Origin of the sequence: Variovorax sp. CF313, from assembly GCF_000282635.1 — a bacterium.
In the GTDB taxonomy this organism is placed as follows: domain Bacteria; phylum Pseudomonadota; class Gammaproteobacteria; order Burkholderiales; family Burkholderiaceae_C; genus Variovorax.
This window is the reverse complement of the sequence record NZ_AKIW01000166.1, coordinates 81,326-94,849: the sequence shown is the minus strand read 5'-3', so window position 1 is coordinate 94,849 and position 13,524 is coordinate 81,326. Positions and strand designations below refer to the sequence as shown.

Annotated in this window: 14 protein-coding genes; 6 read left to right on the top strand and 8 right to left on the bottom strand. The window is 67.2% G+C overall.

What is annotated here, in order from left to right; translation table 11 throughout:
- Positions 1-98: 98 nt before the first annotated feature.
- Together PMI12_RS26740 and PMI12_RS26735 are read right to left on the bottom strand one after the other, a co-directional pair.
- Entirely contained in the window at positions 99-947 is an 849-nt protein-coding gene (locus PMI12_RS26740) for a fumarylacetoacetate hydrolase family protein (protein ID WP_007839007.1), read from the bottom strand.
- An 87-nt stretch (positions 948-1,034) separates the two neighbouring features.
- Complete coding sequence (locus PMI12_RS26735; protein WP_007839005.1) at positions 1,035-1,769, bottom strand: SDR family oxidoreductase; 735 nt, start codon at positions 1,767-1,769, stop codon at positions 1,035-1,037.
- Positions 1,770-1,890: 121 nt separating this feature from the next.
- Here PMI12_RS26735 and PMI12_RS26730 point away from each other — a divergent pair, with 121 nt between their 5' ends.
- The 4 genes from PMI12_RS26730 to PMI12_RS26715 are packed head-to-tail and all read left to right on the top strand — an operon-like array spanning position 1,891 to position 6,179.
- Complete coding sequence (locus PMI12_RS26730) at positions 1,891-2,607, top strand: FadR/GntR family transcriptional regulator (RefSeq protein WP_007839003.1); 717 nt, start codon at positions 1,891-1,893, stop codon at positions 2,605-2,607.
- Between the two features lie 30 nt (positions 2,608-2,637).
- Positions 2,638-4,164, top strand: coding sequence for a UxaA family hydrolase (locus PMI12_RS26725; RefSeq protein WP_007839001.1), 1,527 nt, complete (start codon positions 2,638-2,640; stop codon positions 4,162-4,164).
- 20 nt (positions 4,165-4,184) lie between these two features.
- Positions 4,185-5,117 (top strand): SMP-30/gluconolactonase/LRE family protein, encoded by a 933-nt coding sequence (locus PMI12_RS26720; protein WP_007838999.1) that lies wholly within the window; start codon positions 4,185-4,187, stop codon positions 5,115-5,117.
- A gap of 3 nt (positions 5,118-5,120) precedes the next feature.
- The gene (locus tag PMI12_RS26715) at positions 5,121-6,179 is read left to right on the top strand and encodes a malate/lactate/ureidoglycolate dehydrogenase (RefSeq protein WP_007838997.1); all 1,059 of its coding nucleotides are present in this window, start codon (positions 5,121-5,123) and stop codon (positions 6,177-6,179) included.
- A 14-nt stretch (positions 6,180-6,193) separates the two neighbouring features.
- Here the strand turns inward: PMI12_RS26715 and PMI12_RS26710 are convergent, their stop codons facing one another.
- From PMI12_RS26710 to slmA, 4 genes are all read right to left on the bottom strand, one after another.
- Positions 6,194-7,069 carry a DMT family transporter gene (locus tag PMI12_RS26710; protein ID WP_007838995.1) on the bottom strand — a complete coding sequence of 292 codons (876 nt, stop codon included), beginning with the start codon at positions 7,067-7,069 and terminating at the stop codon, positions 6,194-6,196.
- Between the two features lie 4 nt (positions 7,070-7,073).
- On the bottom strand, positions 7,074-7,889 hold the full coding sequence (locus PMI12_RS26705; RefSeq protein WP_007838993.1) for a DUF2182 domain-containing protein: 816 nt from the start codon (positions 7,887-7,889) through the stop codon (positions 7,074-7,076).
- Positions 7,890-7,950: 61 nt separating this feature from the next.
- Positions 7,951-8,553, bottom strand: a complete 603-nt coding sequence (locus PMI12_RS26700) for a DUF1326 domain-containing protein (protein ID WP_007838991.1) — start codon at positions 8,551-8,553, stop codon at positions 7,951-7,953.
- Between the two features lie 178 nt (positions 8,554-8,731).
- The gene (slmA, locus tag PMI12_RS26695) at positions 8,732-9,382 is read right to left on the bottom strand and encodes a nucleoid occlusion factor SlmA (RefSeq protein WP_007838990.1); all 651 of its coding nucleotides are present in this window, start codon (positions 9,380-9,382) and stop codon (positions 8,732-8,734) included.
- 134 nt (positions 9,383-9,516) lie between these two features.
- On the opposite strand from slmA, the gene galE reads away from it, so the two are divergent.
- Positions 9,517-10,533: a UDP-glucose 4-epimerase GalE gene (galE, locus tag PMI12_RS26690; protein WP_007838988.1), complete on the top strand. Its 1,017-nt coding sequence runs from the start codon at positions 9,517-9,519 to the stop codon at positions 10,531-10,533.
- Between the two features lie 19 nt (positions 10,534-10,552).
- Here galE and argB read toward each other — a convergent pair whose 3' ends face one another.
- Both argB and PMI12_RS26680 read right to left on the bottom strand, forming a co-directional pair.
- The gene (gene argB, locus PMI12_RS26685; protein WP_007838986.1) at positions 10,553-11,446 is read right to left on the bottom strand and encodes an acetylglutamate kinase; all 894 of its coding nucleotides are present in this window, start codon (positions 11,444-11,446) and stop codon (positions 10,553-10,555) included.
- A 187-nt stretch (positions 11,447-11,633) separates the two neighbouring features.
- Entirely contained in the window at positions 11,634-12,731 is a 1,098-nt protein-coding gene (locus PMI12_RS26680) for a glycosyltransferase family 4 protein (RefSeq protein WP_007838984.1), read from the bottom strand.
- A 45-nt stretch (positions 12,732-12,776) separates the two neighbouring features.
- Here PMI12_RS26680 and PMI12_RS26675 point away from each other — a divergent pair, with 45 nt between their 5' ends.
- Positions 12,777-13,523, top strand: a complete 747-nt coding sequence (locus PMI12_RS26675; protein WP_007838982.1) for a glycosyltransferase family 2 protein — start codon at positions 12,777-12,779, stop codon at positions 13,521-13,523.
- The last annotated feature ends 1 nt before the right edge of the window (position 13,524 follow it).

Sequence of the window (13,524 nt, the reverse complement as noted above, 5' to 3'; positions counted from 1 at the left end):
CCGCGGAACCGGCTTTGCCGGGCCGCAGGTGGTGCCCCCGGTAGGGGGAAGGCGCGCGCGACACGAAGTGCGCGAAGCCTGGGGGCGAGTCAATCCAATCAGAGCTTGAAGGGAATCACTTCCTGGCGTTGTTCGCCCAGGCCTTCGATGCCGAGCGTCATCACGTCGCCCTTCTTCAGGAACAACGGCGGCTTCATGCCCATGCCCACGCCGGGCGGCGTGCCGGTGGTGATCACGTCGCCGGGCATCAGGGTCATGAACTGGCTTACGTAGCTCACGATCTTGGCGACGCTGAAGATCATGGTCCTGGTGCTGCCCGTCTGCACGCGCTGGCCGTTCAGGTCGAGCCACATCGAGAGCTTCTGCGGGTTCTCGATTTCGTCGCGCGTGACGAGCCAGGGGCCGAGCGGGCCGAAGGTGTCGCAACCCTTGCCCTTGTCCCAGGTGCCGCCGCGCTCGATCTGGTATTCGCGCTCGCTGACGTCGTTGATGGTGCAGTAGCCGGCCACATAGTCGAGCGCGCTCTTCTGCGACACATAGCGGGCGCGCGTGCCGATGACCACGCCGAGCTCGACTTCCCAGTCGGTCTTGACAGAGCCCTTGGGCAGCATCACGGGGTCGTTCGGCCCCTGGATGCAGCTGTTGGCCTTCATGAACACCACGGGCTCCTTGGGCACCGGCAGGCCGGACTCGGCCGCGTGGTCCGCGTAGTTGAGGCCGATGGCGATGAACTTGCCGACGTTGGCCACGGGGCTGCCGAAACGAGGCTTGCCCTTGACCAGCGGCAGCTTGTCGAGCTTCTGCTTGCGCAGCTTGGCAATGGCGGCATCGCCGAGCTGGTCGGGACCGATGTCCTTGACGACCGCGCTCAGGTCGCGCAGCTGGCCCTTGTCGTCGATGAGGCCGGGCTTTTCCTTGCCGGGGTTGCCATAGCGGACGAGTTTCATGCTTTCCTTTCAGTGCATTGAATCAATACGTGGAGCGGCCACTGGAGAGGTCGAAGACCGCAGCGGTGGCCCGCGAAGTCGAGCGGGTCATATGGTGATGCCGCCGTCGACCGTGAAGGCCTGTCCGGTAGCGAAGATCGATTCGTCGCTCGCAAGGAACACCACCACCGGCGCGATCTCCTCGGCCTGCGCGAGCCGGCCCATGGGCTGGCGCGCGATGAAGGCCTTGCGGGCGGCATCGGGGTCGGCGTTGGCGTTGATACGGTCGCCGAGCGAAGGCGTATCGACCGTGCCCGGGCACACGGCATTGCAGCGGATGCCCCGGGCCACGTAGTCGGCCGCCACGCTCTTGGTAAGGCCCAGCACCGCCGCCTTGGTGGTGCCGTAGACAAAGCGGTTGGGCAGCCCCTTCATGCTGGAGCACACGCTCGCCATGTTGATGATGCTGCCGCGCCCGGCCGCCAGCATGCCGGGCAGCACGGCCTGGATGGTCCACATCTGCGCGCGCACGTTGAGGCTGAAGGCAAACAGCAGCTCGTCGTCGGTGGCCTGCTCGATGGTGCCGTTGTGCACCACGCCCGCGCAGTTGAAGAGAACGTCGAGCGCGGGCAGCTTCGCCACCAGCGCGCCGATGGCGGCCTTGTCGAGCACGTCGAGCTTGAGCGCCGTGACGTTGGGCATGCCGGCGTAGCGTTCGAGCAGCTTTTCGTTGACGTCGGTGGCCCAGACCTGCGCGCCTTCGGCCGCCATGGCGAGCACGCTGGCACGGCCGATGCCCTGGCCTGCGGCGGTGACCAGCGCGGTCTTTCCCTTCAATCTCATGGGTGTCTCCTCGGGTTAGGCCCGATGTTGATCCGGGCGGTGTATCGTATTCTGAATTGGCCTTACCACTTGTCCAATTCAGGACAACCCTTAACCCGTTCGATTTCCTCTTTTCGTTCCCGTGCCGATCCAGACCCTCGAACCCCAGCGCCTCTACCGCCAGATTGCCGAGCAGCTGCGCGTGCTCATCGGCAAGGGCGAGTTCGCGGTGGGCGCGCGCATTCCCGCCGAGCGCGACCTGGCCGCGCAGCTGGGCGTGAGCCGGCCTTCGGTGCGCGAGGCGCTGATTGCGCTGGAGGTCGAAGGCTGGGTCGAGATCCGCACCGGCTCGGGCGTGTACGTGCTCGACAGGTCGCACCGAGCGGCCCCGCCAGCCAACGGCGCAGCCGGCGTCGAATGGGGCCCGCTCGAAATCATCCGCGCGCGCCGCCTGGTGGAAGGCGAGACCGCCGCCACCGCGGCCCAGTACGGCAAGCGCAAGGACGTGGACGCCATGCGCCGCGCGATCCGCATGATGCGCGAGATGGCTGCACGCAACGAGGTGCCGCACGAGGGCGACCGCGCCTTCCACCTGGCCATCGTCAACGCGTGCGACAACGTGGTGCTGACCGAGACGGTGCAGGGCTTCTGGGAGTCGCGGCATGGGCCGATCTTCGCCCGGATGATCGATTACTTCGAGACCATGGACTCGTGGCAGGCCGCCATCGGCGAGCACGAAGCCATCCTCGACGCCATCGCGGCGCACGATCCGGCCGCGGCGCGCGACGCGATGCACCATCACATGGACAAGTTCCACCAGCGGTTCAGCGCGAGCTGGCGCCGCACCAAGGCCTCCTGACAAACAAACAAGCGCCGGCAGACACTCACGATGACTCCCTACATCCGACTCCACCCCGCCGATGACGTCGTCATCGCGCGCTCGCAACTGCTCGGCGGCACCGTCGTCGAGAACGTGGCCGTGCGCGGCCTGATCCCGCCGGGCCACAAGATCGCCATGCGCGCCATCGCGCCGGGCGAGCCTGTGCGCCGCTACAACCAGATCATCGGTTTCGCGAGCAAGCCCATCGCCGCCGGCGAGCACGTGCACACGCAGAACCTCGACATGGGTCCGGACAAGGGAGATTTCGAACGCGACTACGCCTTCGGCGCCGACGTGAAGCCCGCGCCCGCCAAGCGCGAGGCCACCTTCATGGGCATCAAGCGCGCCGACGGCCGCGTGGCCACGCGCAACTACATCGGCGTGCTGACCAGCGTGAACTGCTCGGCCACGGCCGCGCGCGCCATTGCCGATCACTTCTCGCGCAAGACCAATCCGCAAGCACTTGCGGCGTTCCCGAACGTCGATGGCGTGGTCGCGCTCACGCACGGCACCGGCTGCGGCATGGACACCGAGGGCATGGGCATGCAGATTTTGGAGCGCACGCTCACGGGATACGCCACGCACCCGAACTTCGCGGGCGTGCTGGTCGTCGGGCTCGGCTGCGAGGCCAACCAGATCAACGCCTGGCTCGCGACCGGCCACCTGGCCGAGGGCGAGAACTTCCGCACCTTCAACATCCAGGACACCGGCGGCACGCGCAAGACGGTGGAGAAAGGCGTGGCGCTCATCAACGAGATGCTGCCGCGCGCCAACGCGGTGAAGCGCGAGCCATGCAGCGCTGCGCACATCACCATCGGGCTGCAGTGCGGCGGCTCCGACGGCTACTCGGGCATCAGCGCCAACCCGGCGCTGGGCGCGGCGGTCGACCTGCTGGTGGCGCACGGCGGCACCGCCATCCTCAGCGAAACGCCCGAGGTGTATGGCGCCGAGCACCTGCTGACGCGCCGTGCCGTGAAGCGCGAAGTCGGCCAGAAGCTGGTGGATCGCATCAAGTGGTGGGAGCACTACACCGCCATCAACGAAGGCGAGATGAACAACAACCCTTCGCCGGGCAACAAGGCAGGCGGGCTCACCACCATCCTCGAGAAGTCACTGGGCGCGGTCGCCAAGGGCGGCACGAGCAACCTCGAGGCGGTGTACGAATACGCGGAGCCCGTCACCGCGCACGGCTTCGTCTACATGGACACGCCGGGCTACGACCCGGTGAGCGCCACGGGCCAGGTGGCCGGCGGCGCCAACCTGATCTGCTTCACGACCGGGCGTGGCTCGGCGTACGGTTGCGCGCCCTCCCCCTCGCTCAAGCTCGCGACCAACTCGGCGCTGTGGCAGCGGCAGGAAGAAGACATGGACATCAACTGCGGCGAGATCGTGGACGGCACCGCGTCGATCCAGGAGATGGGCCAGCGAATCTTCGAACTGGTGCTCGCGACCGCCTCGGGCGCGCAATCGAAAAGCGAGCAGCACGGCTACGGGCAGAACGAGTTCGTTCCGTGGCAGGTCGGCGCCGTGATGTGAACCCATCGACAAGGAACCCCATGGCCACACTCCCCTTCGGCTTCCTCGACGGCACCGGCTTCGACCACCTGGACCCTCGCTTCAAGACCTGCATTCCCGGCCCCGAGCGGGTGCAACGCCTGTGGACCGGTGCGCGCTGGTGCGAAGGCCCCGCCTGGTTCGGCGCGCACCGCACGCTGGTGTGGTCCGACATTCCCAACAACCGCATGCTGCGCTACGACGAGGTCAACGGCACGGTCGGCGTCTTCCGCGAGCCGTCGAACAACGCCAATGGCCACACGGTCGACCGCGAGGGCCGGCTCGTGAGCTGCGAGCACCTCACGCGGCGCGTGACGCGCACAGAGCACGACGGATCGATCACCGTGCTGGCTTCGCACTGGCAGGGCAAGCGGCTCAATTCACCGAACGACGTGGTCGTGCATTCGGACGGCGGCGTGTGGTTCACCGACCCGAGCTACGGCATCCTCTCCGACTACGAAGGCCTGAAGGCGGACAGCGAGATCGGCGCCTGCCACGTCTACCGCATCGACCCCGCGAGCGGCGAGGTCGAGCGCATGGCCGACGACTTCGTGAAGCCCAACGGGCTGGCGTTCTCTCCCGACGAATCGCTGCTGTACATCGCCGACACCGGCGCGAGCCATGCGGCGGACGGGCCGCGGCACATTCGCCGCTTCAAGGTGGGCGCCGACGGCCGCACCCTGAGCGGTGGCGAAGTGTTTGCCGAATGCACCAGCGGCCTGTTCGACGGCTTCCGCCTCGACACCGAAGGCCGCATCTGGACCAGCGCGCTCGATGGCGTGCACGCCTACCACCCCGACGGCACGCTGCTCGGCAAGATCCTGCTGCCCGAGCGGGTGGCCAACGTCTGCTTCGGCGGGCCGAAGCGCAATCGCCTTTTCATTTGTGCGACCACGTCGCTCTATGCCATCACGCTGAACGCGAAGGGAGTCTGATCCATGTCCAGAACACTGGAGGCCGATGGCCTGCAAGCCACCGTCGCCCGCATCCTCGAAGCCGCAGGCAGCACGCCGGCCGAAGCACAACAGGTGGCCGCCAACCTCGTGCTGGCGAACCTCAGCGGCCACGACTCGCACGGCGTGGGCATGCTGCCGCGCTACGTGGATGCAGTGGCCGAGGGCGGGCTGAAGCCCAACGCCGCCGTGCGCGTCAACCTCGACATCGGCACGTTGATGGGGCTGGACGGCCAGCACGGCTATGGGCAGATCGTCGGCGTGCAGGCGATGGAGCTCGGCATTGCGCGGGCGAAGCAGCACGGCAGTTGCATCTTCACGCTCTCGCATGCGCACCACCTGGGACGCATCGGACATTTCGCCGAGATGGCGACGGCGCAGGGGCTGGTGTCGATGCACTTCGTCAATGTGCTGTCGCGTCCGGTGGTCGCGCCCTGGGGCGGCGGCGACGGGCGCTTCGGCACCAACCCGTGCTGCATCGGTATTCCACTCTCGGGCGCGGACCCCTTCGTGCTCGACTACGCGACCAGCCGCGTCGCGCAGGGAAAGATGCGCGTGGCGCACAACAAGGGCGAGCGCGTACCCGACGGCTACCTGATCGACGAGAACGGCGCACCGACCAACGACCCCGGCGTGGTGGTCGTGCCGCAGGGCAACGGCCTGTTCGGCGCGCTCATGACCTTCGGCGAGCACAAGGGCTACGGCATGGCCGTGGCGTGCGAGCTGCTGGGCGGTGCACTCACGGGCGGTGGCACATGGCACCGGCCGGCCGACACGGCCCGTACGGTGCTCAACGGCATGCTGACGGTGCTGATCGACCCGGCGCGCCTGGGCACGCAGGCGTCGTTCGACCAGGAGGCGCGGGAGTTCGTCGAATGGCTGCGGCAGAGCCCGCCGGGACAGGGCTTCGACGAGGTGCAGATTGCCGGCGAACCGGAACGCAAGGCGCGGGCTGCGCGGCGGCGGGACGGGATCTGGGTCGATGAGGCGACGTGGGGGGAGATCGTCGCGGCGGGTGCCAAGGTGGGCATTGCCATCGCGTAAGGGCTTGACGACGGCTAACGGCGCGCGCTTTGCGACTTCTGGCTCAGCACGAGCGCGATGCCTCCCAGGATCGCCACGGAGGCGGCCGCCAGCCGCGGCGTGATCGCCTCGGACAGGAACAGCACGCCACCAAATGCGGCCAGCAGCGGCACCGACAGCTGCACGGTGGCTGCCCGCATCGCCGAAAGGCGGCCCAGCACCGCATACCAGACGACATAGCCGAGACCCGAGGTCAGCGCACCGGAAGCCACGGCCAGGGCGACGCCGGTCGCGTCCGCATGAGCGCTTGCCACGAAGCCCAGGCTCAGCGCGAGCGCGAGCGGCACCGCCCGCGTGAAGTTGCGCGCAGTGGCGGCCAGCGGGTCGGCCACGCCGCGGCCGCGCAATGAATACAGGCCCCACGCCACGCCCGCCACCGCCATCAGCACGGCGCCGAAGAGCGGCGGCGCGGAAATCCCCGGCGACACCAGGTACACGAGTCCGACCACCGCCAGGGCGAAACCGAACCATGCAGCAGGCCCGAAGCGCTCGCCGGAGCCCAGACCCGCACCAAGCATCGTGAGCTGAACCGCACCGAACAGGATCAGCGCACCCGTTCCCGCGGACAGGCTGAGGTAGGCGAAAGAGAAGAACGCGACATAGGCGAACAGCATGGCGGCGGCAAGCCAGTCGGCCCGCCCGGCCACAGACGGCCGTACCCTGAGCCGCACGACGAGCGCGAGCGTGATTGCCCCGGAAACCAGTCTGATGCTGCCGAAGCTGGCAGGATCGATGCCCCGTTGCTGCAGCGCGAGCCTGCACAACAGCGAATTGGCCGCGAACGCGACCATGGCCACAGCGGTAAGGGCGATGGTCTGCAGGAGGGACGGGCCGCGGCGCCCTTCAGACATGGCTTCAGACATGCATCGCCACCATGAAGGCGGCCCAGCCCAGCAACGCGAACCCAAGCGGCGCGCTGAGACGATGGCCCCAGGGAACGTTCTTTTCTACCGCCATGACGGCCGCGAGCAGAAGCATCCAGCCGAGGCTGCCGGTGCCGAGCGCGAACATCAACAACATCAGCGCCCAGCAGCAGCCGACGCAGAACAGGCCGTGGTGCGTGCCCAGCGCGAACGCATGCCTGGCCTGCGCCTGCCCTCGCCAATGCTCGACGACGAAGCTCAGCGGCGTGCGGCACTTCTCCAGGCACCGGTGCTTGAGACGGCTGAACTGGAAGGCTCCAGCCAGCGCGATGGTCGCGGCACCGATCACCCAGCCGTGCCAGGCCAGGGTCGGCGCGCTTGCGAGCAGGGCCAGCACCGTACTGTGGAGTGCGTGCGCCAGCAACCCGAAGGCGCCCCACACCGCCATGTAGCCCAGCCCCAGCAGCACGAGAAGGCGTCCATGGTCCGGGCGCCCCTCGGTCAACCGGTCGAAGGCGTTGAACAACGGAAGCGTCGTCGGCAGCATCATGGCCGCCGTCATGAGAATCCACGAAGCGGCGTAGAGCACCATGGGCACGACCACGTCGCCGGCGGGAACGACCTGGCACAGGAACGCGGCCGGCCCCGAGGCGGTCCAGTCGCCGTGTTCGAGATAGCGTCCGTAGGGACTGCGCGCCCAGGCCCACAACGCCATCCACGCGAGCGTGATCAGCGCAGCAAGCACCGGCAGGAACACACGGCGATGGCGCGAGACGTTGCGCGGCGGCGAGCCGGCCGCCGGGTTCATTGGGCAACCTTCGTGCTTCGCACTGCGGTGCGAACTTGCTTGGGGCGGCCCCGCGCGGCGCTCATGCGTCGAAGACGAAGGTGCTCTGCAGCGCGTTGTGGTTCTTGATGTCGAGGTCGATGCCCAGCGCGGCATTCTTCGAACGGTAGGTCGGGGCCTTGCCGACGAACACCGGCGCGCCCGGAACCGTCGAGAACACGGTGTCGGAAAGGGTGGTCTGGCCGCCGGTCGCACCGCGGTAGGGCTCGAGTTCGGCGTAGTAGTCCTTGCCGATCTCCAGCTCGCCCTTGCCGTTGTTCACGGTGAAGCGGATCGGCGCCCGCTCGACCGACACGACCTGGCCGATGAGCTTGGCCAGGTCGGCGATCGGTCCGCCGGCCTGCCCGGTGTAGACCTTGAGCAGCGCTTCTTCCTGCTCCTTGGAGGCGCTTTCGTCGACGAAGATCGCCGCCGTCCAGTTGCCTTCCAGGATGTTTCCGGGCACATGCGCCACGGCCGCGATGGTGTTGCCGCCGACGTCGATGCCGTCGATCGTTCCCTTGTCGATGCGCCACGCGACGATCGTGTCGCAGGTGCCGTTGTCAGGATCCTCGCCGATCCAGCAGGGACAAAGGACGTTGCAGTTGCATACCTCGAGCAGGCGACCTTCCAGGTGATAGCTCATACGAACCTCCGTTCAAGAAGCCACACGAACACGGACTTGTCGCCGCGACGGGGCGGCAAGGGGCACCGATCCTACGCTTCGCAACGAAGCAAGTCGAGCGCGGTGCCGGGCTCCGCGCCGTCACCTGGGTACCCTATGGGCTCGCAGTTCGATGAGCCATCGCTCCGACAGGGACGAATCAAACGATCAAGGCGATCGTTGCTTCGAGGTGCTCGGACGGCGCGCGGCGGAAACCCGAGCGCGCAAAGCGCTGGAGCTGCCCGACCACGAAGGCTGTGAGCGCCGCGGCGCGCACCTGCGCGTCGACGCTGGGCGTTGCCGAGCCGTCGGCCGCGGCGGCGCCGCGCAGCACCTGGCGCAGCGTGGCTTCGATCTTGTCGAAGAACTGGTTCATGCGCTGCTGCAGGCGCTCGTTTTCGTAGACCAGCGCATCGCCCACCATGACGCGGGTCATGCCAGGGTTGCGCTCAGCGAACTGCACCAGCAGCGTGAGGATTTTTGCGGCCTGCTGGGCGCCGGTGGCGCCCTCGCGCTCCAGGATCTGGTTGACCAGCGTGAAGACGCTCTGCTCGATGAAGTCGATCAGGCCCTCGAACATCTGGGCCTTGCTCGCGAAATGGCGATACAGCGCGGCCTCGCTCACTTCGAGCCGCGCGGCCAGCGCGGCGGTGGTGACCCGCTCTGCGCCGGGCTGCTCGAGCATGGCGGCAAGCGCCTGCAGGATCTGCACGCGCCGCTCACCCGGCTTGGGGCGCTTGCGCGTCGGGGGGGTGAGCGTGTCCGCAGAGGTCTCTACGCCGGAAGCACTGGTCGTCTCTTCGTTCTGCATGGGAGCGCGTGCAAAGATGTAATCAATTGATTCTCGCACAGGGCTGTGAGCACGCGCCGTCTCCGGCCGAGCGCGCCGGCAGTCCCGCGAAAGCCCGTTCAAAATCTACTTTCCGTGGCAATCGATAGAACTTCATGAGCCAACGTATCCTGGTCACCGGCGGCGCCGGCTTCATCGGCAGCCACACCTGCGTGGCGCTGGCTGCGGCCGGCTATGTGCCCGTGATTCTCGACAACCTCTGCAACAGCGACGTGCGCGTCCTGGAGCGGCTGCGCCAGATCACCGGCAGCACGGTCCGATTCATTCAAGGCGACGTGCGCGACGCCGCGCTGCTTGCCCGGGTGTTCGCAGAAATGCCGTTCGCGGCCGCGATCCATTTCGCAGGCCTCAAGGCAGTGGGCGAATCGGTGGCCGACCCGCTGGCGTACTACGACACCAACGTGGGCGGCAGTCTGATGCTTGCCTCTGCGATGCGGGATGCTGGCGTGAACACACTGATCTTTTCCTCGTCGGCCACGGTCTACGGTGAACCGGAGCACTCGCCGATCCCGGAAGACGCCGCCCTGCGGCCGGCAAGCCCCTATGGTCGCTCCAAGCTCATGGTGGAACAAGCGCTCGTCGACCTTTATCGCTCGCAGCCCGGCTGGCGAATCGCGCTGCTTCGCTACTTCAATCCGGTCGGCGCGCATGAAAGCGGATTGATCGGCGAACACCCTCACGGCAAACCGAACAATCTGATGCCCTTCGTCTGCCAGGTCGCCGTGGGGCAACGCGACAAATTGCAGATACACGGCGCCGACTATCCGACACCGGACGGCACCGGAGTGCGCGACTATGTCCACGTGATGGACCTTGCTGAAGGCCACGTCGCGGCCTTGAAGCATGCGGAGATCCAATCGAGCCTCGTTACCCTCAACCTGGGCACCGGGCAGGGAGCCTCGGTGCTGGAAGTGGTGCGGGCCTTCGAACGCGCAAGTGGACGTCCCCTACCCTTCGAGATCGGTCCGCGCCGGCCGGGCGACGTCCCGGCCTACTGGGGTGACCCGTCACTTGCCCAGGCGACGCTGGGCTGGCGCGCGCGCCGCAGTCTCGACCAGATGTGCGCCGACAGCTGGCGCTGGCAGCAGCGCAACCCCGACGGGTACCGCTAGCACGTCTCGCAATTGACTTTCAGCGCGCCCGAATCATCGTCCCGTAAGCCTGGTCGGTCAGGATCTCCAGCAGCATCGCGTGCGGCACCCGGCCGTCGATGATGTGCACCGCGTTCACGCCGCTCTTGGCCGCATCGAGCGCGCCTTCGATCTTGGGCAGCATGCCGCCCGAGATCGTGCCGTCGGCGAACAGGTCGTCGATTTCTCGCGCGCTCAGGTTGGTGAGCAGCTTGCCGTCCTTGTCGAGCACGCCGGGCGTGTTGGTCAGCAGCATGAGCTTCTCGGCCTTGAGCACGGTGGCGAGCTTGCCGGCGACGACGTCGGCGTTGATGTTGTAGCTCTCGTTCTCCTCGCCGAAGCCGATCGGGCTCACGACGGGGATGAAGGCGTCGTCCTGCAGCGCCTTGACCACGCTGGGGTCGATGGAGACGATGTCGCCGACCTGCCCTACGTCATGGTGCAGGTTCGGGTCGGTGCGGTCGGCCAGCTTGAGCTTCTGCGCGCGAATCAGGCCGCCGTCGCGCCCGGTCAGGCCCACGGCCTTGCCGCCAGCCTGGTTGATCAGGCCCACGATGTCCTGCTGCACCTCGCCGGCCAGCACCCATTCGACGACCTCCATGGTCTCGGCGTCGGTCACGCGCATGCCCTGGATGAAGCTGCCCTTCTTGCCGAGCTTGTTGAGTGCCGCCTCGATCTGCGGGCCGCCGCCGTGCACCACCACCGGGTTCATGCCGACCAGCTTCAGCAGCACCACGTCTTCCGCGAAGTCGGCCTGCAGCGCCGGATCGGTCATGGCATTGCCACCGTACTTGATGACGATGGTCTTGCCGTGGAACTTGCGGATGTACGGCAGCGCCTGGGCCAGGATCTCGGCCTTGTCGCGGGGGGGGATGTTGAGGACGGGGTCGGTCATGGGCGGTCAGGCTCCAAAGCAACAGTGGACGATCAGGTGAGGCTCAAATTCTCGCGCAATCGCGGTGACGGCCGACTGACTGCGCGGGAACACCGTGGAACCGGCTTCGCCGGGGCACCGGTGTCGCCCCCCTGCAAGGGGGTTGGCGCAACGACACGAAGTGCGCGAAGCCTGGGGGTGTGCCGGTTCACGGGCGCAGCCAGCGCGGCACCTTGAAACGCACGATCATCAGGTACGCGCCCACATAGGTCGTGACAAACAGCAGGCAGAAGAACATCAGCACGATGGTGTTGTTCCAGAACAGCACGGCCGGTACCACCGACAGCGCAGCAAACATCCAGAGGTACGGCGAGGTGCGGTTGTTGCGCGCGAGCAGTTGCCGTGCTTCGTCGTCCGCGAAGGCCACGCGCACGATGCGGCGGAAGATCAGCTGGTGGAAATGCAGTGCATCGGCCGTGCCGGGCGACTGCCCGCGGGCCAGCTTGCGGTAGATGGAGAACAGCGTCTCCCACACCGGGTAGATCAGCAGCAGCATCGGGAACCAGGGCGACACCACGCGGTGGCGCTGCACCAGCGTCACGCAGGCCACGGCGATCACCATGCCCCAGACGTAGGCGCCGCCGTCGCCGGCGAAGATCTTGCCGCGCGGGTAGTTCCACACCAGGAAGCCGAAGGTGGCTCCCACCAGGCAGATCACCATGGCCGCCAGCTGCCGGTCGCCGACCTGCAGCGCCACGTGGGAAATTGCCAGGCACACCAGCACGGCGACCGTGCCCGCCAAGCCGTTGTAGCCGTCGATGATATTGAAGGCATGCGGCAGGCCGCCGATGGCCAGGGCCGCGAACAGCACGGTGGCAAAGGGAATCATCGCCAGCCAGCCGTCGACCGTTTCGGAGCCGGTGCGCGCCACGCCCAGCCCCAGCACCCAGCACACGAGCAGCGCCGAGCCGATGGTGAGCCCCAGCCGGTAGCGCACCTTGACGTTCTGGGTGACGTCTTCGACGATGCCGCCCAGCACCGCCGGCAAGATGCACAGCAGCGTGAGCATCGAGGTCTTGACGGGCCACGACACGTTGAACGGATCGGTGCCGGTGACGCCGGCCGCCAGCCATGCCACGCCCATGCCCAGCAGGATGCCCGCACCGCCCAGGCGCGGCACATGGCCTTTGTGAAAGCGCTGAGGCATGTCGGCGCCATAGAGGCGGGCATGCCTGCGCGCGCGGCGCATGAACAGCTGGACCGCGAAAGCGGCGACGAAGAAACTGATGACGATCAGAGCAATCATGTGTGGGGGTTGGGGAACCCTAGAATTCCCGAGCGAAATTAGACCATGCCCACGCCTCCCCCCTCCCGCCCCCCGATCACCATTTCAATCGTGAGCCACGGCCAGCTCCCGCTGGTGCTGCCGCTGCTCGAGCAGTTGGACCGGCACAGCCGGGCCGTCATTGCCAAGGTCGTGCTCACATTGAACATTCCCGAGCCCGATGTGCTCGCCGGCCGCAACTGGGGCTTCGAGGTGGAGCGGATCGGGAACGCGGGCCCCAAGGGGTTCGGCGCCAATCACAACCAGGCCTTCGAGCGCTGCGGCACGCCGTGGTTCCTGGTGCTGAACCCGGACATCCGCTTCGACAGCGACGTGCTGACGCCGCTGCTGGCGCAAGCCGCGGCTGACACCGGGTTGCTGACGCCGCGCATCCTGGAGCCGGGAAAGAACACACCGGAGCCGCACCGGGCCTTGCTCACCCCCTTCGAGATCGTCGGGCGCAAAAAGCCCGGTTACGTGCGGCCCAGCGTGCCGGCGTGGATCCCCGGGCTGTTCATGCTGTTTCGCAGCGAGGCGTACCGGGAAGTCGGAGGCTTCGACGAGCGCTTCTTCATGTACGGGGAAGACTTCGACATCTGCGCACGCACCCGGCTCGCTGGCTGGAAGCTGCAGGTGGGCGAGGACCTGGTGGCGCGACACGACGCACAACGCGAAAGCCACCGGAGCAAGAAATACCTGTACTGGCACGTGACCAGCCTGCTGAAGGTGTGGCTGTCGGGGGCGTTCTGGCGGTACTGGCGGCTTCGCGGTTGAG

What these genes read in the sequence shown, in the direction of transcription:
- PMI12_RS26675 (WP_007838982.1), top strand. Translation starts at nt 12,777, where the DNA reads ATGCCCACGCCTCCCCCCTCCCGCCCCCCGATCACCATTTCAATCGTG.
- PMI12_RS26705 (WP_007838993.1), bottom strand. Translation starts at nt 7,889, where the DNA reads ATGAACCCGGCGGCCGGCTCGCCGCCGCGCAACGTCTCGCGCCATCGC.
- PMI12_RS26680 (WP_007838984.1), bottom strand. Translation starts at nt 12,731, where the DNA reads ATGATTGCTCTGATCGTCATCAGTTTCTTCGTCGCCGCTTTCGCGGTC.
- galE (WP_007838988.1), top strand. Translation starts at nt 9,517, where the DNA reads ATGAGCCAACGTATCCTGGTCACCGGCGGCGCCGGCTTCATCGGCAGC.
- PMI12_RS26725 (WP_007839001.1), top strand. Translation starts at nt 2,638, where the DNA reads ATGACTCCCTACATCCGACTCCACCCCGCCGATGACGTCGTCATCGCG.
- slmA (WP_007838990.1), bottom strand. Translation starts at nt 9,382, where the DNA reads ATGCAGAACGAAGAGACGACCAGTGCTTCCGGCGTAGAGACCTCTGCG.
- argB (WP_007838986.1), bottom strand. Translation starts at nt 11,446, where the DNA reads ATGACCGACCCCGTCCTCAACATCCCCCCCCGCGACAAGGCCGAGATC.
- PMI12_RS26710 (WP_007838995.1), bottom strand. Translation starts at nt 7,069, where the DNA reads ATGTCTGAAGGGCGCCGCGGCCCGTCCCTCCTGCAGACCATCGCCCTT.
- PMI12_RS26720 (WP_007838999.1), top strand. Translation starts at nt 4,185, where the DNA reads ATGGCCACACTCCCCTTCGGCTTCCTCGACGGCACCGGCTTCGACCAC.
- PMI12_RS26735 (WP_007839005.1), bottom strand. Translation starts at nt 1,769, where the DNA reads ATGAGATTGAAGGGAAAGACCGCGCTGGTCACCGCCGCAGGCCAGGGC.
- PMI12_RS26715 (WP_007838997.1), top strand. Translation starts at nt 5,121, where the DNA reads ATGTCCAGAACACTGGAGGCCGATGGCCTGCAAGCCACCGTCGCCCGC.
- PMI12_RS26700 (WP_007838991.1), bottom strand. Translation starts at nt 8,553, where the DNA reads ATGAGCTATCACCTGGAAGGTCGCCTGCTCGAGGTATGCAACTGCAAC.
- PMI12_RS26740 (WP_007839007.1), bottom strand. Translation starts at nt 947, where the DNA reads ATGAAACTCGTCCGCTATGGCAACCCCGGCAAGGAAAAGCCCGGCCTC.